Here is a 24185-nt window from a genome sequence, read left to right as displayed (position 1 = left end):
TGCGTCCGGTGACCGGGGCAGGGGAGGTCGTGCCTGCTCAGTGCGCGTTCAGCTGTTCCAGTAGTAGTGCGCTCAGCGTGTCGGCGGCTTCCTCGGGCACCCAGTGGGACACGTCCTCCAGCATGTGGAAGTGATACGGGCCGGTGAGCCAGTTGCCGGTGTCGAGGGCCGCCGTCGAACCGAACGCGACGTCATCGGTGCTCCAGACGTAGAGCGTCGGAACGGACACCGTGCCAATACGCGCACCTGGACGGTTGGCGCGATACCAGTTCAACGCCGCGGTCAACGCGCCCGGCTCGGACAGCCGCTGCACGTACTCCTCGACCCGGCTCGGCGGAATCCGCCATTCGAACATCCGCCGCAGTGCCTCCGCGTCGTTGTCGAGCATTCGCCGCTCGGTCGTCCTGGTCTGCCGCCACTCCGTGAGGTAGCCCGAGCGCAGCGCCTGATCCTCGTCGGTCTGCTGGGCGTCCGCGAGCGCGGCCGGGTGGGGCATCGAGACCGCCGTGAGGGAACGCAGTCGTTGCGGGTACTGCTCGGCGACCGACCAGGCGACGCCCGCGCCACAGTCGTGGCCAACGAGGTCCATCCGGTTCCAGTCGAGCGCGTCCGCGATGGCCAGCACGTCGGCGACCAGTTCGTCCATGTCGTAGTCCGCGGTCCGCTCCGGCCGGACACCGGGGGAGTATCCCCGCTGGTCGGGTGCGACGGCGCGGTATCCGTGCCCGCCGAGGGCGGCCACCTGGTGTTCCCAGGCGACCGCTGCCTCGGGAAATCCGTGTAGGAGCAGTACTGGCCTGCCCTCGGCGGGGCCGGACGCGATCGCGTCGAAGTGTCCTGCGGCGGTGGGGATGCTCAGCTGCTCGATCATCACCGCTGACACTAGCGCCGCGTCCCGCAGCCAGGAGATCAGCCCGCGCGTTCGAGGAGGAACTCGTCCGCGTGATCCGTGGCCCACTGCTGGAACGTCCGCGCGGGCCTGCCCGTCACATCCCGTACGTTCGTGGTGACCGGCTCTGGATCGGTGACCATTCCAGCCCAGGCGTCGAGTGCGCCTTCGGCGAACTCGTCGGGCCAGTTGGCGAGCAACTCCTTCCGTGCCGTGTCGCGCGGCACTTCCTCGTAGCTCAGCTGGCGCCCGATCGCGGCGCCGATCGCCTCGACCTGCTCGATCTGGGTCAGCTGTTCAGGGCCGGTCAGATCGTGGACGACCCCGCTGTGATCCGGGCCGGTGAGGGCCAGTACGGCGACGGCCGCGATGTCCGCCTCGTGGATCAGGGATCGCGTGGCCTTACCGTACGGCCACCGGACCACGTCTCCGTGCCTGATCTGCTCGGCCCAGCCCAGAGTGTTGGTGGCGAATCCGCTGGGCCGCAGGAAGGTCCATTCCAGTCCGGACCGCCTGATCAGTTGCTCCAGCTCGTAGTGGAACCGGACCGGGCCGTCGGCCCGGTCGGCGCCTGCCGAAGACAGGTACACCACATGACGGACATCAGGGCCAAGGGCGTCCAGCGCCGACGGTGCGTCATCCGCGGTGACGAAGGGCCAGGCAAGGAAAACGGCGCGAACTCCCCGTGCCGCGACGGTGACGGTCGCAGGGTCGGTGAGATCTCCGGCCACGATCTCGGCCTGCTCCGGAAGCCCGGCTGTGGCAGGGTTTCTCACCATCGCGCGTACCGTGACTCCCGTTTCGAGCAGCTGGCGTACCACCTGCCTGCCCACGTTGCCGGTCGCACCGATGACAAGTACCGGATCTGCTGGGTTCCGCTTCGACATCGGGTTCTGTTCCTCTCGCTTGTTCGTGGCATCCGGAAGTCCCGGTAGTGCCGACACTAGAACCTCGACATTGATAGAGGTCAAGAAAGTTGACCGGACAAGGGATTGCGCGTAAACCTCAAGCAATGTCGAATATCGTCGTTCTGCTGGTGAGGCGTCGAGGCGGTGGTGATCGGTGGTGGACGAGCTCGTGTGGAACCAGGCTGAACTGACCGTTGGGCAGTTGGCGGCGCGTAGTGGGGTCGCGATATCGGCGTTGCACTTCTACGAGCGTCAGCAACTCATCGAGAGCAGGCGAACGCCGGGAAACCAGCGAAGATATCGGCGCGACACCCTGCGCAGGGTGGCCTTGATCAGAATCGCCCAGCGAGCCGGGATACCGCTCGCGGAGGTCAGAGACGCGCTCGCTGAACTGCCGGAAGGGCATTCTCCCAACAGAAAGGACTGGCAGCGGCTTTCCCGGCGCTGGCGGTCCGCTGTGGACGCACGAATCCGGAGCCTGCGGCAGATCAGGGACAGCTTCACCGACTGCGTCGGGTGTGGTTGCCTGTCACTCGACCGATGCGCGCTGGTCAACCCGCATGACGAACTCGGCAGGCAGGGGCCAGGGCCTCGGCGATTGCTCGGCCCTGGCGAGTCATGACCGGCGGCTGTTGTGCGTCATGGGATGGCCAGTCCCGCGCCACGAAGTGCTTCCTCCACCCGCAGCCGCTCGACCTCGCGGTCGATGCCCTCCGGAAGGACGGTGAGCTCATGCGAAACATCGACGGCGGCGCACGCCTGGACGAGCAGCGCGTCGTAGGCCTGGCGAGTCCCCTTGCGCCGTGCGGCGGGAGTGCCGGGACCGAACTCCGCGAGAATGCGGTGCACTCGGCGTAGGTCCGCGGCCAGATCCTGGATAGGCCGATGCTCCAGCACGCCTGCGCTGCCGCGCCTGCGACGAACGACTGCCGCGGTGGACAGCGCGACCCAGAACACGAACGTGGGTGCCACTGCCACCACGGCGTAGAGCAGCAGGTTCGTCAATGGAAAGCCGTCGAGTTCGGCCATGCCTCATTCTAGAACCGCTCGGCGCCGGAGGAGGAACGAATTTTCGGCCCCACACCCGGGTACTGAACACGATCAGTACGTTGCCGGCGAAACGAGCGCTCCTTCACGAGAACTTGTCCGGTTTCCTGTCCGCTTCGGTGTCGGCGACGACGTCGCGGAACAGGGTGACAAGAGTGGGAATCGCGGGGTGCCCCGGCATCCGCCGCCAGGCGAGCACGACCGGGATCTCCGGGGCGTCGGCCACCGGCCGGTAGACAACGCCGGGGTACCGGTGCAGGTCGGCTGTCGCCGAGGTGGTGATCCCGACCCCCCGGTTGGCGGCGATGGCCGCGAGCCAGTCGTCTGTGTTGGCCACCGTGACCGTCCGGGCGGGCCGGGACTGCGGAGGCCACAGGTGCACGGTGGTGACGCCGGAGACGGTGTTGACGGCCACGGTCTGGTCGGTGAAGTCGGCCAGCGTCAGTTCGCCGCGCTCCGCCAGCGGGCTGTCCGCGGGCATCGCCGCGACCCTTGCCTCGGTGAGCAGCGGTTCCACGACCAGCCCGGGCGCGTCCACTGTGCCCCTGAGCAGGGCGACGTCGACCTGTCCCGTGGTCAGCCCCGCCGTACGGCCGTCGATCCGGAGCAGTTCCAGCGGAGTGTCCGGGTTGGCGCGCTCCCAGCGTCGTAGCAGGGTGCCGGTGAAGGATCCCGCCGCGGACCAGGCGTGGCCCAGACGCAGTGGCCACGAGCGCAGCCTGCCCGCGTCGAGGGCGTCCTCCGCCGCGGCGACCACCGTGGCGGCCTTGTCGCGGAACGCGAGGCCGTCCTCGGTGAGTCGCAGATGGTGTGTCGAGCGGTCCACCAGGCGCACACCGAGACGCTGCTCCAGCTGCCGTAGCGTGCGCGAGACGGCGGGCTGGGTCAGGTGCAGGCGGTTGGCCGCGCGCGTGACATTGCCTTCCTCGGCGATCGCGAGGAAGCATCGGAAGTGACGCAGCTCAATGGCCATGCACGCGAAGCATAACAAGGAACGAATCGGCATTTCACGCGCTGTTTTTCGATGTCTACCGTGCAGGGTGTGACCGCAGTCCGACTCGACTCCCCGCTGGCCCCGTCCCCGACTTCCACCTGGCGTACCGCCGCCGCACGCCGGACGGTCAGGCGTCGCGGCGACGGTTCCCAGCTCGGCTCGATCGCACTCGTGCTCGGCGGCGCGGTTTCGCTGCAGTTCGGTGCCGCGATCGCCGCCCTGCTCTTCCCCAGGGCGGGTGCGATGGGCGTGGTGTTCCTGCGTCTGGCGCTGGCCGCGGTGGTCATGCTGCTCATCTGCAGGCCGAGGATTCGCGGATACAGCCCCGGCGACTGGGCACTGGTCACCACGTTCGGTGTTGCGCTTGCCGGCTTGAACTCGCTCTTCTACCAGGCGATCGAGCGGATCCCGCTCGGTGCGGCCGTGACACTGGAGGTGCTGGGGCCGCTGACCCTCTCGGTGCTGGCAGCGCGCCGGAAGGCGAGCCTTTTCTGGGCCGCGCTCGCGCTCGCCGGGGTGTTCCTGCTCGGACGGGGTGGATTCGACAGCCTCAACGTCGAGGGCGTCCTGTTCGCGCTCGCCGCTGGCGTGTTGTGGGCCTTGTACATCCTGCTCAGTGCCCGCACCGGCCGCCATTTCCCCAAGGCGGACGGACTGGCCATCGCTTTGGCGATCGGCGCCGTGCTGAGTCTGCCCTTCGGTATCGCAAGCGCCGGGTCCGCGCTACTGGACCCCGTGACGCTCGGGCTGGGAGCCGCCGTGGCATTACTGTCCTCGATGCTGCCCTACACGCTGGAACTGCTCGCGCTGCGCCGGATCGCCGCGGCCACCTTCGCCGTGCTGATGAGTCTCGAGCCTGCCATCGCCGCGTTCGCCGGGTTCCTGGTGTTGAGCCAGGCGCTGTCCGTGCTGGAGGGACTCGGTATGGCGCTGGTGATCATCGCCAGCATCGGCGCCGTGCGCCTGTCCAGATCCGCTCGATCGAGTGGTTCGGGTACCCGAGATCCGGAGGACCACAGACAGCCGGCCGTTCCGCCGAACGGGGCAGTACTCTGACCCAAATGCGGGAGCGGGCACCGGTGGCGATCGACACGAGTGTGCCGAGCATCGCGCGTATCTACGATTACTTCCTGGACGGCGAGGACAACTTCGCCTGTGATCGGGAACTGGCCGCTCAACTTCTGCGCGTCGCGCCGGAGGCACGGGCCATGGCCCGCGACAACCGCGCGTTCCTCGGCCGTGTGGTGCGCTACCTCGCTGGTCGCGGCGTCAGGCAGTTCCTGGATCTCGGAACCGGGCTGCCGACCCAGAACAACGTGCACGAGGTCGCCCAGCAGATCCATCCGGACACCAGGGTCGCCTACGTCGACAACGACCCTGTGGTGCTCGTGCACGCCAGGGCGCTGTTGGCGAACAACCCGCACACCGTCGTGATCGACGCCGACGTACGCGATCCCGCCACGTTGCTGGCCGATCCCGCGCTGCGCGAGCTCATCGACTTCGACCAGCCGGTGGCGGTGTTGCTGGTCGGGATTCTGTACTTCTTCTCCGAGGAGGACCGCCCGTTCGACATCGTCGCCGCGTTCCGGGACGCGGTGGTGCCGGGTAGCCATATCGCCTTGTCGCACGTCGTCTCCGACGAGGGGCCGGAGGAACTCGGTCAGGCGCAGGAGCTCTGTCGCAGCTTCCTCAAGCGGCCGCGTGATGCCCGGCGGAGCAGGAAACAGGTGCTGTCCTTCTTCGACGGCCTCGAACTGGTCGAGCCCGGCCTGGTGCCCGCCAGCCAGTGGCGGGCCGAACCACTGGACACTGTGGACACCAGTGGTGCCGCGGCGTGGATGCTCGGCGGCGTCGGCCGCACCAGGGCGGGCGGTTAGGGCTCGCCGAGCCAGGGCACCGTCAGTGTGGTCGCGGCCGAGGTGAGTGCGCCGAGCAGACTGCTGAGCGGGATGCTGGCGAGCCGGTCCCGCCAGTGATCGGTGACCCCGCGCAGGACGAGGTTTCCCGGGCCGGTCTCGATACCGGTGAGCCGCAGGCCACGGGGCAGGTCCGGCACGTCGACCGGGATGGGCCGGACGCGGGTGGGCAGCGGAACCCGGACTCGGGAGACCTGCGCGGCTACCGGCCGCAACAGGATTCTTGACCCGTCGATGTACGGCTCCACCTGCAGGTGTCCCCACCCGGGCCGGCGAGCGGAACGCAGGCGCAGGATTCGGTCGGCGCCGACGTCGGCGAGTACGTCAGGGCGCGCCTGGGTGACGAGGTCGCGTACGACGTCGCCACCGACAGTGATCGTCAACTCGATGGCCTGTGTGGCGAGAGTGGGTACCGGAATGGACCTGACCCGCAGGTCCCGGCAGACGATCACCGCGCGCCGCACGGGGATGTGCCCGCCTTCGGTGCTCTCGACGTCCTCGACGACCAGCCGCAGATCCCCGACGTCGGCCTGCCCGATACCCACCGAGGAGATCCGGCAGTCGAGCTCGACGAGTGTCATGCGCAGGTCGGTGTCGGCGGCGCGCACGGTGAGGCGGTTGCCCACCAGGCGGTCACCCACGGTGCGGATCGCTGTCTGCAGAACGCCGGAGGGACTGGTCGGCATCGAGGGCAGCAGTGTCCGGCCCGCGGTGAACAGCCCTTCCAGTTCCCGCCACGGCAACCACGAACCGAAGGCCCCGGGAATGCTCATGCGGCCTGTCCACCTGCTCGGCGTACTGGGTCGTTCATCTGTTCAGTGTGACCCAGTGGGCGCGGTGGAGTGGGATCGACCGGGCTTCGGGAGGTTGACGTCACGGGCGCGGTGACACTCCGCGTAGTCGGGGGCACGGGTAGTGGTGGCGTTCCTGTCACCCGCATGACAGGAACCGGCGGAAGGTTCGGCCACCTGGTGGGCAACGCTTTACGAGTGGAGCCGGCGCTCCATACCATCGGGCGCCTGGTATTCACCGCGACGGAGGTTGCCGATGACCCGTACGACTCCGCGGAGGCGAGAGTCCTCCTCGGAGGAGACGGTGACGGTTGCCGAACTCGTCGGCCGCGCGCGCACGGTGGCCCCGCCGAGGAAGCCGGACGACACGATGCCGATGCCGGCGGTTTCCGCTGCTGAGAGTCGTGCGCGGCATCGTCGTCCCGGGGCTCGCGGAGGTGCCCGGGGCACTGAGGGCTTTGGCACACGGCTCGCGCTGGGTGGCGCGGCCGTGGTGACGCTGTCGGTGTTCGCCGTGATCGGTGGGTTCGTAACCGATCACGATGGGGGTGTTGGGCGACCGCCGGGCGATATCGCCGACGGCGCCGAGGCTCCCGAGGGAGCGAGAACCCTCCCGGTCGTGACCATCGAAGGTGTCGCCCATCCCAGGGACACTGCGGCCGGCAAGGCCGTACCTACCGCATCTTCCGGGGCGCGGCAGGCGCGGCCGCGGTCCCCCGATGCGACGCGGCCACGTGCCCCGGAGCCCAGGTCCGAACCGGAGGCGTCGGCTCCCGAGCCGGACCCGCGTGAGCGGGCCCGTGAGGCCGTCGAGCGCAGGTTCGGAGAGTGGGAGAGCCGGGCCAACGAGATGCCAGGCGTCCCGGACTGGTAGCGGCCCGCGCTACTCGCGTCCGCGCACGATGGTCGGCTCGAACTCGTCGTCCTCGGTGATCCGAGGAGCGGGGACCGCGGGGCCAGCAGGAATGTTGAGGCCGGCGTGCGGGTCATCGATGGAGCCTGGGTTGAGTACCGACGTCTGCGCTCGCGAGTTGGAGTTCGCAACCGAGCGTTGCCTCGCCATCTGGCTGTTCCTAGTCACGACAGCCACTCCCTTCACTCAGCGTCATGCACGATCGCGCCTGCGATCGACACCGGCTGCGCCGACGAAATGCAGGCGGACGCCCCTTGGCTACCCGTGCCCCTGTACCGAAAACATCGACCGACACGGGATCGGCGTTACCCCGAGTATTCTCTGCCGCCCCCTTCCCGCTCAACGGATTTCGGAGTTCCGCAGGCCTGGAGAACGAAGATCAGCCCTTCGTGTTCGACCTGCCGAGCCGAGTCCGAAGGCCGGCTCGAGCCCCGGATCTGCCAACTCGGGCCCTGGATCTGCCAAGTCGGGCACTGGATCTGCCAAGTCGGGCACTGGATCTGCCAAGTCGGGCACTGGATCTGCCAAGTCGGGCACTGGATCTGCCAAGTCGGGGCTAGGGGGTTGGGCGGGCGTTGGCTTTGAGGATGGTCAGGGCGCGTACGGTGGCCCAGCCGCGCCATTCGAGGGCGCCCGCCGGTGACTGCGAATCCCAGTCCACCGTCCACCCGCCGTCGGGTTGCTGGGCGGACTCCAGGGAGTCCAGTTCGGACTGGATCGCGGATTCGCTGAACAGGGCACGCAGCGGGCGGTCTGGCACTGGCGCGAAATCCAGTGGCCGCATGGCCTCACCGTCGGTACCGCCTTCGACGGCCAGGATGCCGGACTCCGGCAACCATGCGCCGAGCCTGTGCAGTTCGGCGTCGGCGCCGGGCAGGATGTCGTGGGTGGCGTCCAGGAACTGCAGTGCGAACCGGTACTCCAGTGCGTGGCCAGGTCCTTCGAGTTCCCGGATCCGCTGCAGCGAGTACGCGGTCGCCGTGGTCAGCCAGCGATGCTCCCGCACCACCGGGTCGTGCCTGCCGATCCGGTGGGCGATCGCGGCGAGCATGCAGGTCATGTGCAGCGAGGACACGCGGGAATCCGCCTGGACGAAGAAGGGCGCGCAACCCGCCGGGTCCGGGACCGGCAGGGCGAAGGGCAGGCCGCCATCGGCGAGGGTGCTGGAGGCGAGCCAGTCGCACAGGTGCGCCGCGTGTTCGCTCGCGACCGGCGCCACCTCCTCGAACACCTCGAAGGCGTGCAGCGCGCTCACCGGTTGACTGCCAGCCGATCGCAGGTCCGGCTCCAGCGCGTTGCCGTAGCCGCCGTCGTCGTTGCGGTATCCGGCGAGTGCGGCGAGCGGGCCCTGGGGGCCGTTTTTGCCGGTGAGCAGGTCGAAACGTCTGCGGTCGAGCAGTCGTGCGTGGGTGGTCATGAACCTGGCTGCGGCGTTGAGGTCGATCATGTCTCCATCGTCGCCTTTCCGGCAGCGGCTCGTCGTGAACAGAACGGACATCGACGGGAATTCGCTCCGCAGTGGTGCTACTCCGGCGGGGTGAGACGAAGGACCGGATTCACCGGAGCGGTGCCGTCGAACGGTTCGGCGAGGTGGGTGTCCGCCAGCTCGCCGAGCTCGTCGAATGTCTTCTCGATGGCCGGACCATGCGGTTCCTGCCGCGGCCAGGTGTCGTGTGGCTCGGCGAACCAGCCCGCGAGCGCCTCCGGGATCGGGTACTTCGTCGCCCGCTCCTTGTACAGCGACGCACGTGCGGCAGCCTGCGTGCTGATCTCGCGGTACTCGCGCAGCGCAAGGCGCATCCGCAGCCACCGGTAACGATCGGTCTGGGTGAAACCGGGTGCTTCACCGTCCTTGCCAGGCGTGCTGAACCGGACCTTCAGCTGCTCACCGGCGCGGTACCCGCGCAGGGCCAGTTCGGCGATCAGTTCGGGCGGCATGAACAGGTTCGTCCCGCCTTCGCCGTCCCCCTGCCGGACGTGGGCGATCCGCCCTCGGAATCCCGGCAGCGCCGATTGCATGGTGTCGCGCCACCCGAGGAACGTGTTCAGGATGCGGCCGGCGAAATCGGCCGCCCCGGCGCCGATCGGGCTCCACGGCGCGGCGGGTTCCGAAGAGTTCTGCGGTGGCAGGAAAACCTCCTCGGTCCCGTCGACCTCACCGTCGACGGAATGCAGATTCAGCCCGAACGTCGGCCAGCGCGGCAACAGCGCGTCGAAGAAGTGGATGGGGAAGTTGCTGGTGATCCCGCCGTCGCTGAACCAGTGCGGTCTGCCGCCCCGGTGCAGGGGAACCGGGCAGATCAGCCCCGGCAGTGACAGGCTCATCCGTACCGCGAGCACCACCGGCATGTCCCACGGTTCGGGCAGCCAGTGCAGCGGACATTCCGGGTGGCGGGAACACGTGTCCGCGGCCCTGCCCTCGGTCGACAGCTGCCGGATCACCCGTTCCCCGACGATGCCGTCCAGACATTCAGGACAGAACTGCCAGCGATCGCCGGACCCGTCCCATGCGGCGAGTGGGAGCCGGAACGGACGGCCCGCCGAGAGGTCGGTGGTCATCAGCGCCAGGTTGATCACCCGGCCGCCACTGCCTGCCGCCAGGTTTCGCAGTACCGACGGGTCGCGTTCGGTGTCGCGGTCGGCGTCCGGGCCGAGCCACAGGTCGCCGAAGGTGAGTGCCCGTTCGCCGTCGAGCTCGGCGAGCTCGTCGAGCCGGTCGGCGAGCCACGTCGCCAGCGGCGGAACCCCGGTCGAGGCGGGCACGCCGGCCAGCCGGTCGACCGGGGTCGGGTGGTACGGGGTGGCACCGGGCACGATCCCGAACCGGAACCGTTCGGCCTCGGCGAGTACGGGCCCGCAGGCCCTGCCGTAGATGACGGCGAACGCGGCAGCGACGGCGAGCGTGCTGACCAGCCAGCAGGTGATGACGGCGGCGATTGCCGCACTCCACCCCGCCACGGTGGCCGGATCCGTGTTCGTCCCATGCACCAGCAGGGTGAGCACGCCGACGGTGAGCGGCACGGCGAGCACTGTCCAGCCCAGTCCGAACCAGCCTGCCGATACGCGCAGCAGCCAGCCCGCGCCGGCCACCGAGGCCACCGCCGCGAGTACGGCCCAGAGCGGATGTAGCCCGCCAGCCCCGGCCGGGGACATCGCCATCGCCACGGCGAAGGGCGCTGTGAGCCAGCCGAGGAACAGCAGGGTCAGCACCGCCCCCGCGACCCTGCTCACCGCTGTGAGCAGCGCGGCGAGTACACAGAAGAGCCGGTTGCGCCCGGTGGTGCTCGGTGACTGCATGAGGGCGACGAGCACCCGGAAGATGCGGCTCAGTGCCGTGTTCGGCTGGAACAGTTGCACCAGCCGCCAGCGCGCGGTTCCGGTACCGGAGACCATCCACCTGATCAGCCCGGCCAGCCCGGCGAAACCCGGACGGACCGATCCATCGGGCACCTCGGCGGGCTGCTTGGCGAACCGCCCGTACTCAGCGGCAGCCGTCGCGGAGGCCGCGATCGCGCCCGCGGAGGCGCCACCCACCGAGCGGAAAACGTACCGGCGGGCCAGTGAACAGACCGCGAGCGGATAGATCACTCCGCTGGTGGTCCCGCCGCGCATGGTCAGATCGCAGGAGGAGTCGACGAACCGCAGGTACTCACCGGCCTCTTCGGTGACACGCGCGTCGGCCTCGCTCGGGGACCAGCGCACCCACTCCTCGCCACGGTGGGCGGTGTAGTGCTCGGGGTTCTCCAGATCGAGTTCGGCGATCTCGCCGATCGGGTCGGTGCTGTTCGCCACCGGTGCCTCCGGAAGTCGGAGCGGGAGTACGGCGACCAGACGCTACTACTCGCGGAGCACTGCCGGGGGTGGTTTCGGTGCGGTTCACCGACAGGGCGTAGCGAGAACCTCGGACCGCGAGGTGCCGGTGATCGGTGGGACTCGGACCCGAGTTCTCCGGCAGGCTCCGAGACGGCAGACTGCGCGGGATGAACGGGACTCTCCTGGTACTCGGCGGCCGCAGTGAGATCGGCCTGGCACTGGCGGAGCGCCTTGTCGCGGAAGGAGCCACGACAGTGGTGCTGGCGGCCCGTCGCAGCGACGAGCTGGACGCGGAGCGGGAGCGGCTGGCCGAGGCGGGCGCCGCGACCGTGGACACGGTGGAGTTCGACGCCGACGACCTGTCCTGCCACCGCGAGGTGCTCGACGAGGTCGTCGCGCGGCACGGCCAGCTGGACACCGTGCTCGTGGCCTTCGGGATTCTCGGGGACCAGCAACGCGCCGAGACCGAAGCCGCGCACGCCGTCGCCGTGGTGCACACCGACTACGTGGCACAGGTGAGTGTGCTGACCCACCTGACGAATCTGCTGCGCGCACAGGGCACTGGCAGGCTGGTCGTGTTCTCCTCGGTCGCCGGGGTGCGGGTGCGCAGGGCGAATTACGTCTACGGTTCGGCGAAGGCGGGCCTGGACGGTTTCGCCAGCGGGCTCGCCGACGCGCTGGCGGGCAGCGGTGTACGTCTGCTGCTCGTGCGGCCGGGTTTCGTGATCGGCCGGATGACCGAGGGAATGGAGCCTGCGCCGTTCTCCAGCACCCCGGAGCAGGTCGCCGACGCCGCGATCACCGCCCTGCGCCGCGGCCGGGGCGAGGTGTGGGTGCCCCGGGTACTGCGCCCGGTTTTCGCGGTGCTGCGGTTGTTGCCGAGGCCCCTCTGGCGCAGGCTCCCTCGCTGAGCGCCGGTCAGATCACCAGCAGGCTGACCAGGCTCGAGCTCGCCGCGGCGTAGAGCGTGGTCTCCGGGTGGTAGACGCGGAGAGTGACCTCGGCGCGGACCCGGAAGCTCAACCGGAGCTGGTAGCTACCGTTCGGCCTGCACGAGGTCGAGGTGAGGTTCACCCACGCGCCCGCGACGAGCTGCTGCACCACGAGCGGTTCGAGTGACGACGCGTCGGCGGTACCCGCTGCCCGCAGCGGTGCCTCCACGTCGAGCTTGCCCTTGAGCTTGACCTTCTCGTTGACCTTGACCTTGCCCTTGGCGAGTTTGGCGTTGACCTTGACCTGCTTTTTGCCCGCCGTCGAGTGGGTGCTGGTACCGGCATTGCCAGTGCTTTCCTGTGCGGCGACAGCCGCGCCCGGTGCGGTGGCAACGAGTGCGCACCCCGCCGCCAGCGCGACCAGTGAACGCCGGATTCGGTGCTGTGCTGTGGTGTCCATGATCGCAGTGCAACATGCCGGACCTCGGCGAACGGAGTTAACGGACCCTATCGATGTCGCACGACCACCTGAGAAGGTGAGAGCCGCGACCTGGGTGACGGAGGGTGCTTCCTGCTCAGACGTCGAGCGGGATCATGCAGTGGACGCGGGCGGTCCCGTCCTCGCCGGGGCTGGTCCGCGCGTCCGTGGCCACCGGTCTGCCGTCGACAGTGATGGCGCACCGCAGCGGCTCGGTGGCGGCGTCGGCACCGATGGCGCTGATAGCACTGATGGCGCTGACGGTGATGCCGAGGCTGCCGACGTGTGTGAGTTGCTCGGTGAACTCGAACTCGAATGGCTCGCCTCGCAGTTCCACCTCGGTCTGCGCACCCGCCCTCGAGACCCGCATGACCGTGTCCTGCGGCCCGGACACCGTCACCTTGATGTGGTGCACGGCCGCCTTCTGCGGCTGCGGCCGAGCCGGTAACTCGGCAGGTTTGCCTTGCGTGGCAAGGGATTCCGTGGGCGGGCTGGAGGAGACGGTCACCGCGGCCAGCGCGACGGCGAGCACGGACAGGGAGGCCAATGCGATGCGCTGCACGGGGCGCGCTCCCTCCCTCGGTCTGCGGACGCAGACACTCGATTGTGCCATCCGCCGGTTTCCTCCGGCAGCGCCCTGCCGAGTGGTGGGGTAGCGGTCCGTGGAACAGGATGATCGGGCAGGCAACCGAAGCGGAGGCAGGATGCTGGACGTCGGTGCGGTGACGTGGATCGTCACCATCGGCCTCATCGTCGCGCTGCTCGCGGTGGACCTCGTCCTCGCGGCGGCACGACCGCACCGGGTCGGGTTCGGTGAGGCGACGGCGTGGTCGGTGTTCTACGTCCTCGTCGCCATCGGTTTCGGGGTGTGGTTCACCCTCCAGCACGGAGGGGAGTTCGGTACCGAGTACTTCGCCGGCTACCTCATCGAGAAGAGCCTCTCGGTCGACAATCTGTTCGTGTTCGTCATCATCATGACGACCTTCGCCGTTCCCGTGGAACACCAGCACAAGGTGCTGACCTTCGGCATCATCCTCGCGCTGCTCATGCGCGCGATCTTCATCGCCGTCGGCGCCGCACTGCTGGCGTTGTTCTCCTTCACGTTCCTGCTCTTCGGACTGTTGCTGATCTACACGGCCGTGCAGCTCTTCCGCCACCGCGACGAGGACCCGGACGTCGAGGACAACGCCGTGGTCAGGGCGGCGCGCCGCGTGTTGCCGGTGAGCGACGAATACGTTGGCGGCAAACTCGTCGCCAGGGTGGACGGTCGCCGCCTGGTCACCCCGCTGTTCATCGTGCTGCTGGCGATCGGCAGCGTGGATCTGCTGTTCGCGCTGGACTCCATTCCCGCGGTCTTCGGGGTCACGGAGGAGGCGTACATCGTCTTCACCGCGAACGCCTTCGCCCTGCTCGGGCTGCGCGCGTTGTTCTTTCTGGTCAAGGGGCTGCTCGAGCGACTCGTCTATCTCTCCGCCGGGCTCGCCCTGATCCTGGCGTTCATCGGTGTCAAGCTGCTGCTGCACTGGGCCCACGTCGACATCGACGAGCGCGTCCCGGAGATCCCCACACCGGTCAGCCTCGCCGTTGTCGTCGTGGTGCTCGCCGTCGTCACCGTCGCGAGCCTGCTCAAGAGCCGGGCCGATCCCTCGGTCAAGGCGCACCCCGGCTCGTTGCGGGGCCATCGCGACAGGACCGGTGACGCGGACAGCGACCCGCCCCGCGGTTGACTCGGGGACGAGCGGTCAGGCCGCCTCCTGTTCGGCGAGCGGGACCGAGGTGTCGGCGAGCCGGACCGGGTCGACGGCGATTCGCCCGCGGATCATGTTCTGGACGGCGGCGATGCCCTCGTTCCAGCGGTTGACGTGCATGCCGGCCACCACACGCTCGCCCGCCAGCCAGAAGGCGTGGAACGCTCCTTCGGCCGGGTCGCCGCGGGTGACCAGCGTGTCGAACCCCCGCGGCCGCACCACTCCGGTGAACTCCATCCCCGCGTCGTACTGATCGGTGAAGAAGTACGGCAGGCGGTCGTAGACGATGTCCTCGCCGAGCATGGCCTTTGCGGCGGCGGCACCGCCGTGCAGGGCGTTCGCCCAGTGCTCCACGCGCAGATGCTCGCCGTACAACGGGTGGTAGGCGTTCGCGACGTCTCCTGCCGCGAAGACGTCGACGTCGGCGGTACGCAACGACTTGTCGACAACGACGCCGTTCTCGACCGGCAGTCCGGACTGTCGCGCCAGTTCGTCGCGCGGTCGCGCACCGATGCCGACGACCAGCAGGTCCGCCGCGATCACCGCGCCGTCATCGGTCCCCACGGCGGCAATGTGCCCTGTGCCCTCGATTGCCGTCACCGTCCGGCCCGTTTTGATCGTGACGCCGTGTTTCCGGTGCAGTTCCGCGAAGTACCCGCCGATCTCGGTGCCGAGTGCGGCATGCAGCGGGGTCGGCATCGGTTCGACGACCGTCACCTCGCAGCCGTACTGCCGGGCCGCGGCAGCGACCTCCAGCCCGATCCAGCCCGCACCGGCCACGACCAATCGGCCGCCGCGCACGAGCGCTTCCCGTAGCCGATCCGAGTCCATGGCCGTGCGCAGGTGGTACACGCCGGCCAGGTCCGCGCCGGGCAGGGACAACCGGCGCGGTCTCGAGCCGGTTGTCAGCAGCAGTTTCGAGTAGGTGATCCGGCCGCCTTCATCGAGTTCCACCTCATGGCTGGTGCGATCAACCGCGGTGACTCGCCTGCCGGACAGCAGTTCCACCGAGTTCTCGGCGTACCACGTCTCGTCGTGGACCGAGAGTTTGGCGCGCTCGGTGGCACCGAGCAGATACTCCTTGGACAGCGGCGGCCGCTCGTACGGCGGCTCCGGCTCGGCGCCGGCCAGCACGATCCGGCCGGAGAAGCCCGTCGTTCGCAGGGTCTCGGCCGCCTTCGCTCCGGCGAGTCCGGCTCCGACGATGACGAGTATCTGTTCCCCGCTCATGGTGTCATCCTTCCGGCCAGTGCGAAGAATTCCTGCCTCGAACCGGCGTTTCGGCGCAGCGAGCCGTGGAGGGCCGAAGTCACGGTGCGTGCCCCGGAGGCCCGTACGCCGCGCAGTGACATGCAGAGGTGTTCCGCCTCGATCACCACGCCGACCCCCTGAGGATTCAGGTGGTGTTGCAACCAGTCGGCCACCTGCTGGGTCAGTCTTTCCTGCACCTGCAGATCGCGTGCGAACAACTCGAGCACGCGAGCCAGTTTGGACAGCCCCAGGATCCGTTCCCCCGGCAGGTAACCGATATGCGCTACTCCACTGAACGGAAGCAGGTGGTGCTCGCACAGCGACTGCACCGGAATCCCTTTGGCGAGGACCAGTTCGTCGTACCCCTCATCATTGGGAAAGGTCGTCAACCGGAACTCGGGTGGCCGCAGCAGTTCGGCGTAGGACAGGGCGACTCGTCTCGGTGTTTCGGCCAGATGTTCCGACTCGGGGTCCTTGCCGAACGCCCGCAGCAGATCCGCGACGGCCCGCTCCGCCGCAGCGAGGTCAGGTTCACCGCGATCCCGCATGATCCGCAGGTTTCCAGCCTCGGCCACCGCCGGGCCGATGTGGTTGATGTGGTCGATGTCCGGAACGCTCATCGGGCCTCCGCCTCGGGTGGGGTGATCAGGATCGGCCGGGCAGGGGCGAGCTGTACCTGGCGGCCAGCCGAGCGAGCGCGATGGCGGCGACCAGCAGACCGAAATCTCGCAGCGCGATGTCGTAGAAGCCGGGAATGGTCAGCAGGTTCAGGATGATCCCGCCGAGCCAGGCCGCGACGAGCCAGCCGCCGAAACGCGGGATGAGGGCCACCGTGATGCCCGCGACTATCTCCACCACGCCGACGATGTACATCGCCTGCTGTGCCGTGCCTGGAACCAGCCCGTCGATCCACGGGGCGAGATAGCGGGGCCAGTCCGCGAGCAGGTTGGTGAACTTGTCCAGCCCGAAAACGATGGGCGCCACGGTAAAGGCGGTCCGCAGCAGCAGGAATGCCTGGTAGCCGGCGTCGCTTCGCATGTGTTCGGCGAATCCTCGGCCGGTCCTCGAACGCGAGACACTCATGATCGCTCCTTCTAAAATTAACGTTAGCTGACTATAGAAACTCCGTTCCTGTTTCGTCAACTGGTGTTTGTTTTAGAATGTGGACATGGACGATCGTCTTGGTACGCACGTCGCGGCGGTCGCGGCACTGGATGAGCCGACGCGCAGGCGGCTCTACGACTACGTGACCCGTCAGCCCGGGGCGGTGGGCCGCGACGACGTCGCAGGCGCGGTCGGGCTCGCGCGGGCCACCGTCGCCTTCCATCTCGACCGGCTGGTCGAGGAAGGGTTGCTGGACGTCCGGCACGAGCGGCGCAGTGGGCGTTCGGGACCGGGTGCGGGTCGCCCTTCGAAGCTGTACTACCGCTCCGCCCGGCAGGTCGCGGTGTCGCTTCCGGAGCGGCATTACGACCTGGCCGGGCATCTGCTCGCGACGGCCATCGAGGCGGCGGACGGTTCCGATCGGTCGGCAAGGGCGGAACTCGACCGGCGCGCACGCGTGGTCGGTGAGGAGATGGGTCGCGACTGTGCGCGAGACGCACCGGAAGGAACCGAGAACACCGACATCGTGCTCCACGCCCTTGAGTCGCAGGGGTTCGAGCCGCGGACACCGGACGATCGGGTGCTGCTCGGCAACTGTCCCTTCCACCGATTGGCGAAACAGCACACCGAACTCGTCTGCGGGATGAACCTCAGCCTGCTCGGTGGACTACTCGACGGCCTCGGCGTGGTTTCTCTGCGTGCGGACCTCGACCCGCTGCCTGACCATTGCTGCGTGCAACTCAAGCCGGTTTCGGACTGACACTCCGGGGGACCGGCAGGACAGGTGATCGAACGTATGTTCTAATTGCTGGGCCGGCTCCGGCGGGGAAGACCGGGGCCGGCCCAGACCTGAGGAGGGGTGCGCGTGGCCTGCAAGATCACCCACAAGCTGAACAGTCAGCAGATCCGGTTCGCCAACCGGGACGCGGCCGAGCGCTACGCCGAGATCATCGGCGGTGGCGTCGACAACTGGCACTTCTCGACGGTGCCGCGACCCGATGCCAGGCAGGTGCCGGTCACGGTGACCGGGCCGAGGAGGGTGCGTGTGGTGATCAAGGCGTGAGCACGGATTCCGGCGCGGTCCGTCGTGCGGGGCGGCCGCGCCGGCCGGTACCCGCAGCCGCCGCGGCGTAAAGCCAGGCATAGAGGCACCACGACGCGCCGAAGATGCCACCGACGGCGACGTAGGCGACCGTCCAAAGGATTGCGGGGGTGTCCTCCTTGCGCTCCCGCTGCAGGAAGGAGATCTCGCTGATGAACTCCCGTTCGCCGGGGACGGCCGCGATTAGCGGAGCCGAGGCCTCGGGATCCTCCGGAGCGTAGACCGGCAGGATCGTCATCGTCCGGTCGACCAGCGCGTTGGTCGAGCCATGCAGGCGGATCCCGCTCTTCCATTCCCCGAAGACCGGTAGCGGCTGGGTCGTGGTGTAGACACCGGGGCTCAACTGGCGCATCGGCGAGTGGAAGAAGTCCCCGCCCTGCCAGGCGAGTGCGCGGAACCAAACCGAGTTCTCCGCGACGGCGATGTCCTCGGCGCGATCGAGGGTGATCGTGACGTCGGCCCACCTCGGCTCGTCCTGTGCGCCGGATCCCCTCGGAGCGTGGGAGATGGGCAGGGTCTCGGCGCTGGGGCTCAGTGCGATGTCGGCGCGCAGGCCGGAAGGCGGATCCTCGGGTGGTACCACCACCGCCATGAGCCCGACCGCGCCCAGCGCGCCGGCCAGGCCGAACGCGTGGCGGGCGCGAAAGCGTCGCCCGGCCGAATCCGCGGGTCGCGGGTCCTGCTTGCGACGGATGGCGATGTCCTCGGTGCGCTGGAACTGCCAGAACCCGATGAGAGCGCCGGAAACTCCGGCGAGTGTGCCGAACAAGATGATGGCGGGCAGCATCGCGGCAGGCCACGGGTAGGGCATCAGCCACTGGCTGAACGCCCATTCGGCGGCCATCCCCGCGGTGCCGATCAGTGCACCGGACAGCAGGGCGAACACGGGTTTGGCTGTCCGTCCACGCAGGACGAGCGCTGCGATCTCCACCAGCGCCGCTTCGGCGACGTAGGGCAGCATCGATGCCACATGGAAGTCCAGCGCGAGCGGAATACCCGCGTACAGCGCGCGGGAGAGCAGGAAGACCGCGAGCACGATCAACGTGGCGCCAGGGCCGAACTTGGCTCTGGCGTACACCAGGGTCCAGCCCGCGATCAGCCCGACCAGCACCACCTGGGCCAGCATCGGGAACTGGGGCACTCCGAGGTCGAACTCCATCAGGAACGCGGACGCGCCCATCATCCAGGCACCCGCGAGGATCGGGTCCAGCCAGCGCACCAGCCGCCCGGTAGCGCCGACCTGCCTGGCTTCGGCCAGCAGCAGCTGCAGCCCGATGACCACGGTGATCCCGCCGCCGATCATCAGCACGTGTGTGGGGCCCCACTCGGTGACGTCCTGACCGAACAGCCGGTGCCATACGTCGTCGAGGGGGAATCCGACCACGGCCACCAGGCCGGTGGCCATGATCAGGATGCTGCCCATCGGGGCGCGCCAGTACGGGCCGATGGGGAAGGTGCGGACCGGCAGCTTGCCCTTCGCCAGTGCCGCGCTCAGTACGCCGGTGGCGAAGATGCCCATCAGCCCGAAGTAGATGGGGTAGTGCGATGGGTTCGCCAGCGGCCCCTCGTCGCGACCCAGTTCCATATGGGTCGGTACGTCCCAGTACACGCCGATCAGGGCGGCGACCCCGGAGAGCATCGCGGTGCCCATCGGCAGCCCGGCCCACCGTGGCAGTCCGGTCCAGCGGGCGACCAGGTCGGCGAGTCTGCCGATCAGCGTGCGCCTGCCGCCCCTTTCGCGAATGACGAAGACCGCCACCGGCAGGAAGATCCCGAAGAACATCGCCATCGCGATCAGGATCTGGTCGACAGCGGCACCTCCGGCGGGCGCCTGGGACAGCGTCATCTCGGTTGCCTTCCGGGTTGCTCGATGCGTCCGCGCATCAGAGTCTCGTTACCTGCTACTTAAGGTAACACTTACTGGAAGTAACACAAACCCGAGTCGCCCTGCGGTGGCCGCTCTTCGCTGTCGTCCTCTAGGTTCGCCCGGCATACCGCGCCGCGAGCCGCTGGTGCTCGGCTGCCGCCGTCGCCGGTCCGACATAGGGCAGGAGCGCGCAGTAGACCAGGTCGGGAAGTAGTTCGGGCAGCCGTGCTGCCTCCCCGCGTTGAATTCTGCTGTAGACCACCTCGACCAGCCCGCCCACGACCGTCTCGGCCGTGATTTCGGGAGACTGTGGCGCTCCCTGCGATTTGGCGATGGCGCAGGTGGTCTCATGGACGAGACCGATGATCAGGCGAAGTGAGGCGTTGCGGCGCTCGATCGCCTTCGGCCCGGCCGCGAGCACCTCGACGACGAGCATATGTGCTTCGGCGGGATGTTCCGCGAGTAGTTCGAGGACCGCCCGGAGGGTGGCCTCGGCCAGCCCGGACAGCTCCGTCTCGGAGGATCGCTGCGCCTGCTCGACCCGCTGCAGTACCAAGGCGGCGAACGAGTCGTATGCGGCGAGGAAGGCGTCTTCCTTCTTGCTGAAGTGCTGGTAGAAGGTGCGGCGGGAGATGCCGGCTCTGGAGATGACCGCCTCGACGGTCAGTTCGCCGTATCCGGTCTCGGCCGCCACCTGCGCCACCGCGGACAGGATCCGCCCGCGTTGGTTCCCCTCGACATAATCGCGAGGCAGGCCGTGTCGGCCAGGGGGCAGCTGCTGCGCTGCGCGCTCCCGATCCCCCACTTCGCCTCCGGTTCGCTCTTTGCTCACCGTAAAGTTACGGTTACTGTACGACTGTGGCCTCCGACACAGGAACACCTCGTCGGTGTGACAGCGCCGCGGCGTCGGGCTGCGTCCAGGACTGCCCGGCGTGCCTGCGCCTGCGTGCCGCTCTGCGGGCGACACTCGTGAACCGGTCGTGGCACGATCTCACTCCTACCGCGGTCGCCGACACCGCCGGGATGGCCGTTTCGGCGTTCTTCGCACACTACCCAAGCGTGGCGGCGTGCGGCGCCGCCGCGCTCGACGAAGCCGCCGACGAATGCCGGGCGGCCTGCGAGCTCGCTTATCCCGCGTGGCGTGACTGCCATGAGCGGTTCCTGCGGATGGCCGACGCCGCGGTGAGCTGGATGGCGGCACGGCCAGAGATGGCCCGACTACTTTTCGTGATACCACGACAGGCTTACGACCCCGTTCTGCTGGCGAAGGTGAGTGCGTTCAAGCGGGCGCTGGTGTCGCTGTTCGAGCAACCGGGACGGTGTTCGCCCGCGGGCAGAACGCATGTCGAGTTCGTTATCGGACTGTTCTTTCAGGTGGTGGTTCGCGAGTTCGCCAGGGGCGCGGAGATCGACACCCTCCGCCTCAGGGTGCTGACGCTGGCTCCGTTCGTCGAGACGCCAACGTCCGACAGCTAGCGGTGTCACTCAGAGTCATGACCAGGAACTGACCGTTGACGTTTAGAAACACGCGTGTTTATCTCTTTGGGCCGCCGGGTGTACCCGCCGGTAATGCCGACAGATGGAGGTAGACGATGTCTCGGTTGTCTTCGAAGATCATCGGAATTCTCGCCGGTGCGCTCACCGTCGCGGCGCTGGGAACCGGCCCGGCGCTCGCCGACCACTCGAAGATCGACGGGTCGATCACCGCGAACGGTGAAACCTGCAGCTGGACCGACGGAAGCACCAGTGACAACCCGCCCAACACGCTGACCGTCGACCGCACGACCATCAACGCCCCCGGTGGCAACCTCAGCTGCACCGGTGGCGTCGAAGCCACCCTGAACAACGACCCGACGGCCACCTTCGACGATGACAACGGCACCGCGACGGTCGACCTCCTGGACGTCACCCTCACGCAGCTCGGGGTGGAGTGTCGTTACCAGGCCAACGATGTCGTGGGCCAGCGCGACGGAACGACCAGGCACTACACGGCCAGCGTCAGCATTCCGCTGGCCAGTGGTGGTTTCGGTTGCCCGAACCCGCTGGACGCCGACGCTTCGCTGACTCTGCACTAAGGCCTCGCCTGGCAGCGACCCCTGCCTCCCCAGCTGTGGGAGCGCAGGGGTTCGTCGGGTTCATCGACGGTGAAGGTCAGTGGGTGACGAGCCGGACGAAGGGAATATGCCTGCCCGCTTCCGCGAAATCGGCCGCGCTGCCGTCGACCTCGAATCCCATGTATCGGCACAGCGCCTTCGCCGCCCGGGAGTGCCTGGCCGCATACCGGACCAGCACGTCGGCACCCTCTTCGGTGGGCAGCGGCATCGCCGTCGCCGTCTTGTTCCGGTTGCCGACCTGCACCCGCACCTCGGGATGCGCGAGCAGGTTGCGGTACCAATCGGCTTTGGCGCCGAAGCCGGAGGCGACGGTATAGGTTTTCGCCGCGCTGTCGTGGTGCACCACCTCGAGCACCACCTGCCGGGTCTTGCCGGACACCCTGCCGCGGTGGTGCAGCAGCAGGAAACGGCCGCCGAGCAGCCAGCCGAGACCGACACGGTAGAGGCGAATGGGCAACCTGAAGAGAAACCTCGTCAGCCCCTTCGGCTGCGGCTTCTGCCCGAGGATTCGCACTCCTGTCCCTTCTCGGTCGTCGGTTTCGCGTTACCGGCCGGCCGGCCCGTGCTCGCCTCGTAGCCGCGGGGCGAGCGATGCGGGCTCGCGGCTTTCGGTCCCCTTTTCCAGATCCACCGCCAGGTCCTCGGCCCAGCGACGGATGCCGCCGATGTCGAGCTCGTGCGGGTCCTGGTACGCCGCGATGTTCTCCGCGCCCCTGCGTAGCAATGATGCGGCACCGGTGAGGTTTCCCCTGCCCGCATGGGTCACCCCGACCGCGAGCTGGGCCATACCCCGCCACAGTCCTTCCTCCTCGGGCGGCCCGGTCTTCCATGCGTCCTCGAACACCTCGTGCGCGTGGAACGGCATGCCCTCATCGAGCAGGTGCTGTGCCTCGCGCACGGTCTCCTGCGGGCTGCGCTCGACACCTTCCGGCTGCCGCTCGACGCCCTCGGCTCCGTAGGGCAGCGGCCTGCCGAGGCCATCGCGCGGACGGGCGTTGCGCGCGCGTCCCTCGTCGTCTCGGTCCCGTTGCGTGCTCACCCCTCGATGGTGCCACGGTGCAGGGGAAGCGGCGGTGCCACCGAGGGCAGACCGATGGTGCAGGATGACCCCGATCGTGTCGGTCGGCGGTCATCTGAGCACGTACGGATAGGAGATCAGGTGCGGCGAATCCTTCCCGCGGTTCTTGGCGTAGCGGTCGTCCTGACTGCCTGCACCGGCAACTCCACCGAAACCGGAGCAGGGCCGCGGTCGTGGTCGGAGCCACCGGCCGTGCCGACGGAGAGCGCCGGCCCCGCGGACTCGTTCACCGTCCTGGCCACGGGCGACGTGCTGATCCACCCTGCGCTGACCGAGCAGGCCGAACAGGACGCGGGGCAGGGCGACATCGATTACCGGCCGTTGTTCGCCGGGCTCGAACCCGCTGTGTCGGACGCGGACCTGGCTATCTGCCATCTCGAGGTACCCCTCGCCGAACAGGGCGGTGACTACAGCGGCTACCCCTCGTTCAACGCTCCGCCCCAGGTCGCCGACGCGCTCGCGGACACCGGCTACGACAGCTGTTCCACGGCCTCCAACCACACCCTTGACCAGGGGGAGGACGGGGTGGCGCGGACACTGGACACCCTGGACGGGGCCGGAATCCGGCACACGGGATCGGCGCGCAGCGAGGAGGAGGCCCAGACTCCGCTGGTGCTCGACGTGAACGGGGTCAAGGTCGGGCAGGTGTCGTTCACCTTCGGCTTCAACGGCTATGAACTACCCGAGGGCAAGCCCTGGATGTCCAATCCGCTGGACGCCGAGGCCGTCCTCAGCGCGGCGGAGGCGACGCGGGAGGCGGGCGCCGAGGTGGTGATCGCGAGCCTGCACTGGGGTACCGAGTACCAGCACGAGCCGACTGCGGAGCAGCAGGACCTCGCCGCGCGACTGCTGGGTTCGGACGCGATCGACCTGATTCTCGGTCACCACGCGCACGTCGTGCAGCCGATCGAGCGAATCGACGGCGAGTGGGTCGCCTACGGTCTCGGCAACAGCGTCGCGAAGCACTCCGAACCAAGGGGCGTCACCGAGGAGGGCATAGCGGCGCGGTTCCGCTTCACCCGCTCCGCGGACGGCTGGTCGGTCGAGCGGGCCGAGTACGTTCCGACGCTGATCGACCTCGGCCCGCCGATCCGGCTCGCCGATCTCAGTGGCGAGCCGGGCGCGGACGTACCCGCCGCGCGACGGACCGAGGCGCTCGATCGGATCGACGAGGTGGTGCTCAGCCGCGACGGCGCGAGCAACGGGCTCAGCAGGGCGGGCCGCTGAGCGCTGGCCTCGA

Annotated in this window: 28 protein-coding genes; 11 read left to right on the top strand and 17 right to left on the bottom strand. The window is 68.5% G+C overall.

Features of this window, described 5'->3' with window-relative positions:
* Positions 1-37: 37 nt before the first annotated feature.
* Entirely contained in the window at positions 38-871 is an 834-nt protein-coding gene (locus tag D0C15_RS08640) for an alpha/beta fold hydrolase (RefSeq protein ID WP_116042799.1), read from the bottom strand.
* Positions 872-909: 38 nt separating this feature from the next.
* Positions 910-1776 (bottom strand): SDR family oxidoreductase, encoded by an 867-nt coding sequence (locus tag D0C15_RS08635; protein ID WP_116042795.1) that lies wholly within the window; start codon positions 1774-1776, stop codon positions 910-912.
* A 178-nt stretch (positions 1777-1954) separates the two neighbouring features.
* Here D0C15_RS08635 and soxR point away from each other — a divergent pair, with 178 nt between their 5' ends.
* Positions 1955-2419 carry a redox-sensitive transcriptional activator SoxR gene (gene soxR / locus D0C15_RS08630; protein WP_116042792.1) on the top strand — a complete coding sequence of 155 codons (465 nt, stop codon included), beginning with the start codon at positions 1955-1957 and terminating at the stop codon, positions 2417-2419.
* A 17-nt stretch (positions 2420-2436) separates the two neighbouring features.
* Here soxR and D0C15_RS08625 read toward each other — a convergent pair whose 3' ends face one another.
* The gene (locus tag D0C15_RS08625) at positions 2437-2826 is read right to left on the bottom strand and encodes a hypothetical protein (RefSeq protein ID WP_116042592.1); all 390 of its coding nucleotides are present in this window, start codon (positions 2824-2826) and stop codon (positions 2437-2439) included.
* Positions 2827-2929: 103 nt separating this feature from the next.
* Entirely contained in the window at positions 2930-3817 is an 888-nt protein-coding gene (locus tag D0C15_RS08620; RefSeq protein ID WP_116042590.1) for a LysR family transcriptional regulator, read from the bottom strand.
* Between the two features lie 69 nt (positions 3818-3886).
* On the opposite strand from D0C15_RS08620, the gene D0C15_RS08615 reads away from it, so the two are divergent.
* On the top strand, positions 3887-4894 hold the full coding sequence (locus D0C15_RS08615) for an EamA family transporter (protein WP_245975652.1): 1008 nt from the start codon (positions 3887-3889) through the stop codon (positions 4892-4894).
* Between the two features lie 5 nt (positions 4895-4899).
* Positions 4900-5715 carry an SAM-dependent methyltransferase gene (locus tag D0C15_RS08610; protein WP_116042585.1) on the top strand — a complete coding sequence of 272 codons (816 nt, stop codon included), beginning with the start codon at positions 4900-4902 and terminating at the stop codon, positions 5713-5715.
* On the opposite strand, the gene D0C15_RS08605 is transcribed toward D0C15_RS08610, so the two are convergent.
* The gene (locus tag D0C15_RS08605; protein WP_116042583.1) at positions 5712-6527 is read right to left on the bottom strand and encodes a hypothetical protein; all 816 of its coding nucleotides are present in this window, start codon (positions 6525-6527) and stop codon (positions 5712-5714) included. The two genes, D0C15_RS08610 and D0C15_RS08605, sit on opposite strands and share 4 nt — an antisense overlap.
* A 274-nt stretch (positions 6528-6801) precedes the next feature.
* On the opposite strand from D0C15_RS08605, the gene D0C15_RS08600 reads away from it, so the two are divergent.
* The gene (locus D0C15_RS08600; protein WP_162829962.1) at positions 6802-7419 is read left to right on the top strand and encodes a hypothetical protein; all 618 of its coding nucleotides are present in this window, start codon (positions 6802-6804) and stop codon (positions 7417-7419) included.
* Positions 7420-7428: 9 nt separating this feature from the next.
* Here D0C15_RS08600 and D0C15_RS08595 read toward each other — a convergent pair whose 3' ends face one another.
* From D0C15_RS08595 to D0C15_RS08585, 3 genes are all read right to left on the bottom strand, one after another.
* Positions 7429-7626: a hypothetical protein gene (locus D0C15_RS08595; RefSeq protein WP_162829961.1), complete on the bottom strand. Its 198-nt coding sequence runs from the start codon at positions 7624-7626 to the stop codon at positions 7429-7431.
* 388 nt (positions 7627-8014) lie between these two features.
* Positions 8015-8905 (bottom strand): hypothetical protein, encoded by an 891-nt coding sequence (locus D0C15_RS08590; RefSeq protein WP_116042575.1) that lies wholly within the window; start codon positions 8903-8905, stop codon positions 8015-8017.
* Between the two features lie 77 nt (positions 8906-8982).
* Positions 8983-11250, bottom strand: a complete 2268-nt coding sequence (locus D0C15_RS08585) for a patatin-like phospholipase family protein (RefSeq protein WP_245975651.1) — start codon at positions 11248-11250, stop codon at positions 8983-8985.
* Between the two features lie 188 nt (positions 11251-11438).
* Here D0C15_RS08585 and dprE2 point away from each other — a divergent pair, with 188 nt between their 5' ends.
* Complete coding sequence (dprE2, locus tag D0C15_RS08580; protein ID WP_116042787.1) at positions 11439-12182, top strand: decaprenylphospho-beta-D-erythro-pentofuranosid-2-ulose 2-reductase; 744 nt, start codon at positions 11439-11441, stop codon at positions 12180-12182.
* Positions 12183-12189: 7 nt separating this feature from the next.
* On the opposite strand, the gene D0C15_RS08575 is transcribed toward dprE2, so the two are convergent.
* Positions 12190-12663: a hypothetical protein gene (locus D0C15_RS08575; protein ID WP_116042573.1), complete on the bottom strand. Its 474-nt coding sequence runs from the start codon at positions 12661-12663 to the stop codon at positions 12190-12192.
* Between the two features lie 115 nt (positions 12664-12778).
* Positions 12779-13294, bottom strand: a complete 516-nt coding sequence (locus D0C15_RS08570; RefSeq protein WP_162829960.1) for a hypothetical protein — start codon at positions 13292-13294, stop codon at positions 12779-12781.
* A 91-nt stretch (positions 13295-13385) separates the two neighbouring features.
* Here D0C15_RS08570 and D0C15_RS08565 point away from each other — a divergent pair, with 91 nt between their 5' ends.
* Complete coding sequence (locus D0C15_RS08565; protein ID WP_116042569.1) at positions 13386-14408, top strand: TerC/Alx family metal homeostasis membrane protein; 1023 nt, start codon at positions 13386-13388, stop codon at positions 14406-14408.
* A 15-nt stretch (positions 14409-14423) separates the two neighbouring features.
* Here D0C15_RS08565 and D0C15_RS08560 read toward each other — a convergent pair whose 3' ends face one another.
* The 3 genes from D0C15_RS08560 to D0C15_RS08550 form a co-directional block, all read right to left on the bottom strand.
* The gene (locus tag D0C15_RS08560) at positions 14424-15659 is read right to left on the bottom strand and encodes an NAD(P)/FAD-dependent oxidoreductase (protein WP_116042567.1); all 1236 of its coding nucleotides are present in this window, start codon (positions 15657-15659) and stop codon (positions 14424-14426) included.
* Positions 15656-16228, bottom strand: a complete 573-nt coding sequence (gene folE / locus D0C15_RS08555) for a GTP cyclohydrolase I FolE (protein ID WP_425455371.1) — start codon at positions 16226-16228, stop codon at positions 15656-15658. Before folE ends, D0C15_RS08560 begins: the two co-directional genes overlap by 4 nt.
* Before the next feature lie 97 nt (positions 16229-16325).
* Positions 16326-16763, bottom strand: coding sequence for a hypothetical protein (locus tag D0C15_RS08550; protein WP_245975650.1), 438 nt, complete (start codon positions 16761-16763; stop codon positions 16326-16328).
* A gap of 85 nt (positions 16764-16848) precedes the next feature.
* On the opposite strand from D0C15_RS08550, the gene D0C15_RS08545 reads away from it, so the two are divergent.
* Positions 16849-17544, top strand: a complete 696-nt coding sequence (locus D0C15_RS08545) for a helix-turn-helix transcriptional regulator (protein ID WP_116042563.1) — start codon at positions 16849-16851, stop codon at positions 17542-17544.
* A gap of 105 nt (positions 17545-17649) precedes the next feature.
* Positions 17650-17847: a hypothetical protein gene (locus D0C15_RS08540; RefSeq protein WP_116042562.1), complete on the top strand. Its 198-nt coding sequence runs from the start codon at positions 17650-17652 to the stop codon at positions 17845-17847.
* Here D0C15_RS08540 and D0C15_RS08535 read toward each other — a convergent pair.
* Complete coding sequence (locus D0C15_RS08535) at positions 17837-19732, bottom strand: hypothetical protein (RefSeq protein WP_116042559.1); 1896 nt, start codon at positions 19730-19732, stop codon at positions 17837-17839. The genes D0C15_RS08540 and D0C15_RS08535 overlap by 11 nt on opposite strands.
* Positions 19733-19862: 130 nt before the next feature.
* Positions 19863-20456 (bottom strand): TetR/AcrR family transcriptional regulator, encoded by a 594-nt coding sequence (locus D0C15_RS08530; protein ID WP_245975649.1) that lies wholly within the window; start codon positions 20454-20456, stop codon positions 19863-19865.
* A gap of 155 nt (positions 20457-20611) precedes the next feature.
* Between D0C15_RS08530 and D0C15_RS08525 the strand changes: the two genes are divergently transcribed.
* Together D0C15_RS08525 and D0C15_RS08520 are read left to right on the top strand one after the other, a co-directional pair.
* Positions 20612-21229 (top strand): TetR/AcrR family transcriptional regulator, encoded by a 618-nt coding sequence (locus D0C15_RS08525; protein ID WP_245975648.1) that lies wholly within the window; start codon positions 20612-20614, stop codon positions 21227-21229.
* A gap of 116 nt (positions 21230-21345) precedes the next feature.
* Positions 21346-21828 carry a hypothetical protein gene (locus D0C15_RS08520; protein WP_116042554.1) on the top strand — a complete coding sequence of 161 codons (483 nt, stop codon included), beginning with the start codon at positions 21346-21348 and terminating at the stop codon, positions 21826-21828.
* Positions 21829-21904: 76 nt separating this feature from the next.
* Here the strand turns inward: D0C15_RS08520 and D0C15_RS08515 are convergent, their stop codons facing one another.
* Complete coding sequence (locus D0C15_RS08515; protein ID WP_245975647.1) at positions 21905-22324, bottom strand: nitroreductase family deazaflavin-dependent oxidoreductase; 420 nt, start codon at positions 22322-22324, stop codon at positions 21905-21907.
* Positions 22325-22411: 87 nt separating this feature from the next.
* The gene (locus tag D0C15_RS08510) at positions 22412-22906 is read right to left on the bottom strand and encodes a DUF309 domain-containing protein (RefSeq protein WP_116042550.1); all 495 of its coding nucleotides are present in this window, start codon (positions 22904-22906) and stop codon (positions 22412-22414) included.
* Between the two features lie 120 nt (positions 22907-23026).
* Between D0C15_RS08510 and D0C15_RS08505 the strand changes: the two genes are divergently transcribed.
* Positions 23027-24172 carry a CapA family protein gene (locus D0C15_RS08505; RefSeq protein WP_245975646.1) on the top strand — a complete coding sequence of 382 codons (1146 nt, stop codon included), beginning with the start codon at positions 23027-23029 and terminating at the stop codon, positions 24170-24172.
* Positions 24173-24185: the final 13 nt, after the last annotated feature.

The organism is Amycolatopsis palatopharyngis (assembly GCF_003385185.1).
Lineage (GTDB): Bacteria > Actinomycetota > Actinomycetes > Mycobacteriales > Pseudonocardiaceae > Amycolatopsis > Amycolatopsis palatopharyngis.
Note: the sequence above shows the minus strand (reverse complement) of the source record. Positions and strands in the feature narration are given on the sequence as shown.

Bases quoted from the DNA above. Each gene is read 5' to 3' on its own strand.
- D0C15_RS08625 (WP_116042592.1), bottom strand. From the start codon at position 2,826: ATGGCCGAACTCGACGGCTTTCCATTGACGAACCTGCTGCTCTACGCC.
- D0C15_RS08575 (WP_116042573.1), bottom strand. From the start codon at position 12,663: ATGGACACCACAGCACAGCACCGAATCCGGCGTTCACTGGTCGCGCTG.
- D0C15_RS08520 (WP_116042554.1), top strand. From the start codon at position 21,346: ATGTCTCGGTTGTCTTCGAAGATCATCGGAATTCTCGCCGGTGCGCTC.
- D0C15_RS08545 (WP_116042563.1), top strand. From the start codon at position 16,849: ATGGACGATCGTCTTGGTACGCACGTCGCGGCGGTCGCGGCACTGGAT.
- D0C15_RS08635 (WP_116042795.1), bottom strand. From the start codon at position 1,776: ATGTCGAAGCGGAACCCAGCAGATCCGGTACTTGTCATCGGTGCGACC.
- dprE2 (WP_116042787.1), top strand. From the start codon at position 11,439: ATGAACGGGACTCTCCTGGTACTCGGCGGCCGCAGTGAGATCGGCCTG.
- D0C15_RS08560 (WP_116042567.1), bottom strand. From the start codon at position 15,659: ATGAGCGGGGAACAGATACTCGTCATCGTCGGAGCCGGACTCGCCGGA.
- D0C15_RS08565 (WP_116042569.1), top strand. From the start codon at position 13,386: ATGCTGGACGTCGGTGCGGTGACGTGGATCGTCACCATCGGCCTCATC.
- D0C15_RS08620 (WP_116042590.1), bottom strand. From the start codon at position 3,817: ATGGCCATTGAGCTGCGTCACTTCCGATGCTTCCTCGCGATCGCCGAG.
- D0C15_RS08570 (WP_162829960.1), bottom strand. From the start codon at position 13,294: ATGGCACAATCGAGTGTCTGCGTCCGCAGACCGAGGGAGGGAGCGCGC.
- D0C15_RS08550 (WP_245975650.1), bottom strand. From the start codon at position 16,763: ATGAGTGTCTCGCGTTCGAGGACCGGCCGAGGATTCGCCGAACACATG.
- D0C15_RS08600 (WP_162829962.1), top strand. From the start codon at position 6,802: ATGACCCGTACGACTCCGCGGAGGCGAGAGTCCTCCTCGGAGGAGACG.
- D0C15_RS08605 (WP_116042583.1), bottom strand. From the start codon at position 6,527: ATGAGCATTCCCGGGGCCTTCGGTTCGTGGTTGCCGTGGCGGGAACTG.
- D0C15_RS08610 (WP_116042585.1), top strand. From the start codon at position 4,900: ATGCGGGAGCGGGCACCGGTGGCGATCGACACGAGTGTGCCGAGCATC.
- D0C15_RS08590 (WP_116042575.1), bottom strand. From the start codon at position 8,905: ATGATCGACCTCAACGCCGCAGCCAGGTTCATGACCACCCACGCACGA.
- D0C15_RS08535 (WP_116042559.1), bottom strand. From the start codon at position 19,732: ATGACGCTGTCCCAGGCGCCCGCCGGAGGTGCCGCTGTCGACCAGATC.
- D0C15_RS08640 (WP_116042799.1), bottom strand. From the start codon at position 871: ATGATCGAGCAGCTGAGCATCCCCACCGCCGCAGGACACTTCGACGCG.
- folE (WP_425455371.1), bottom strand. From the start codon at position 16,228: ATGCGGGATCGCGGTGAACCTGACCTCGCTGCGGCGGAGCGGGCCGTC.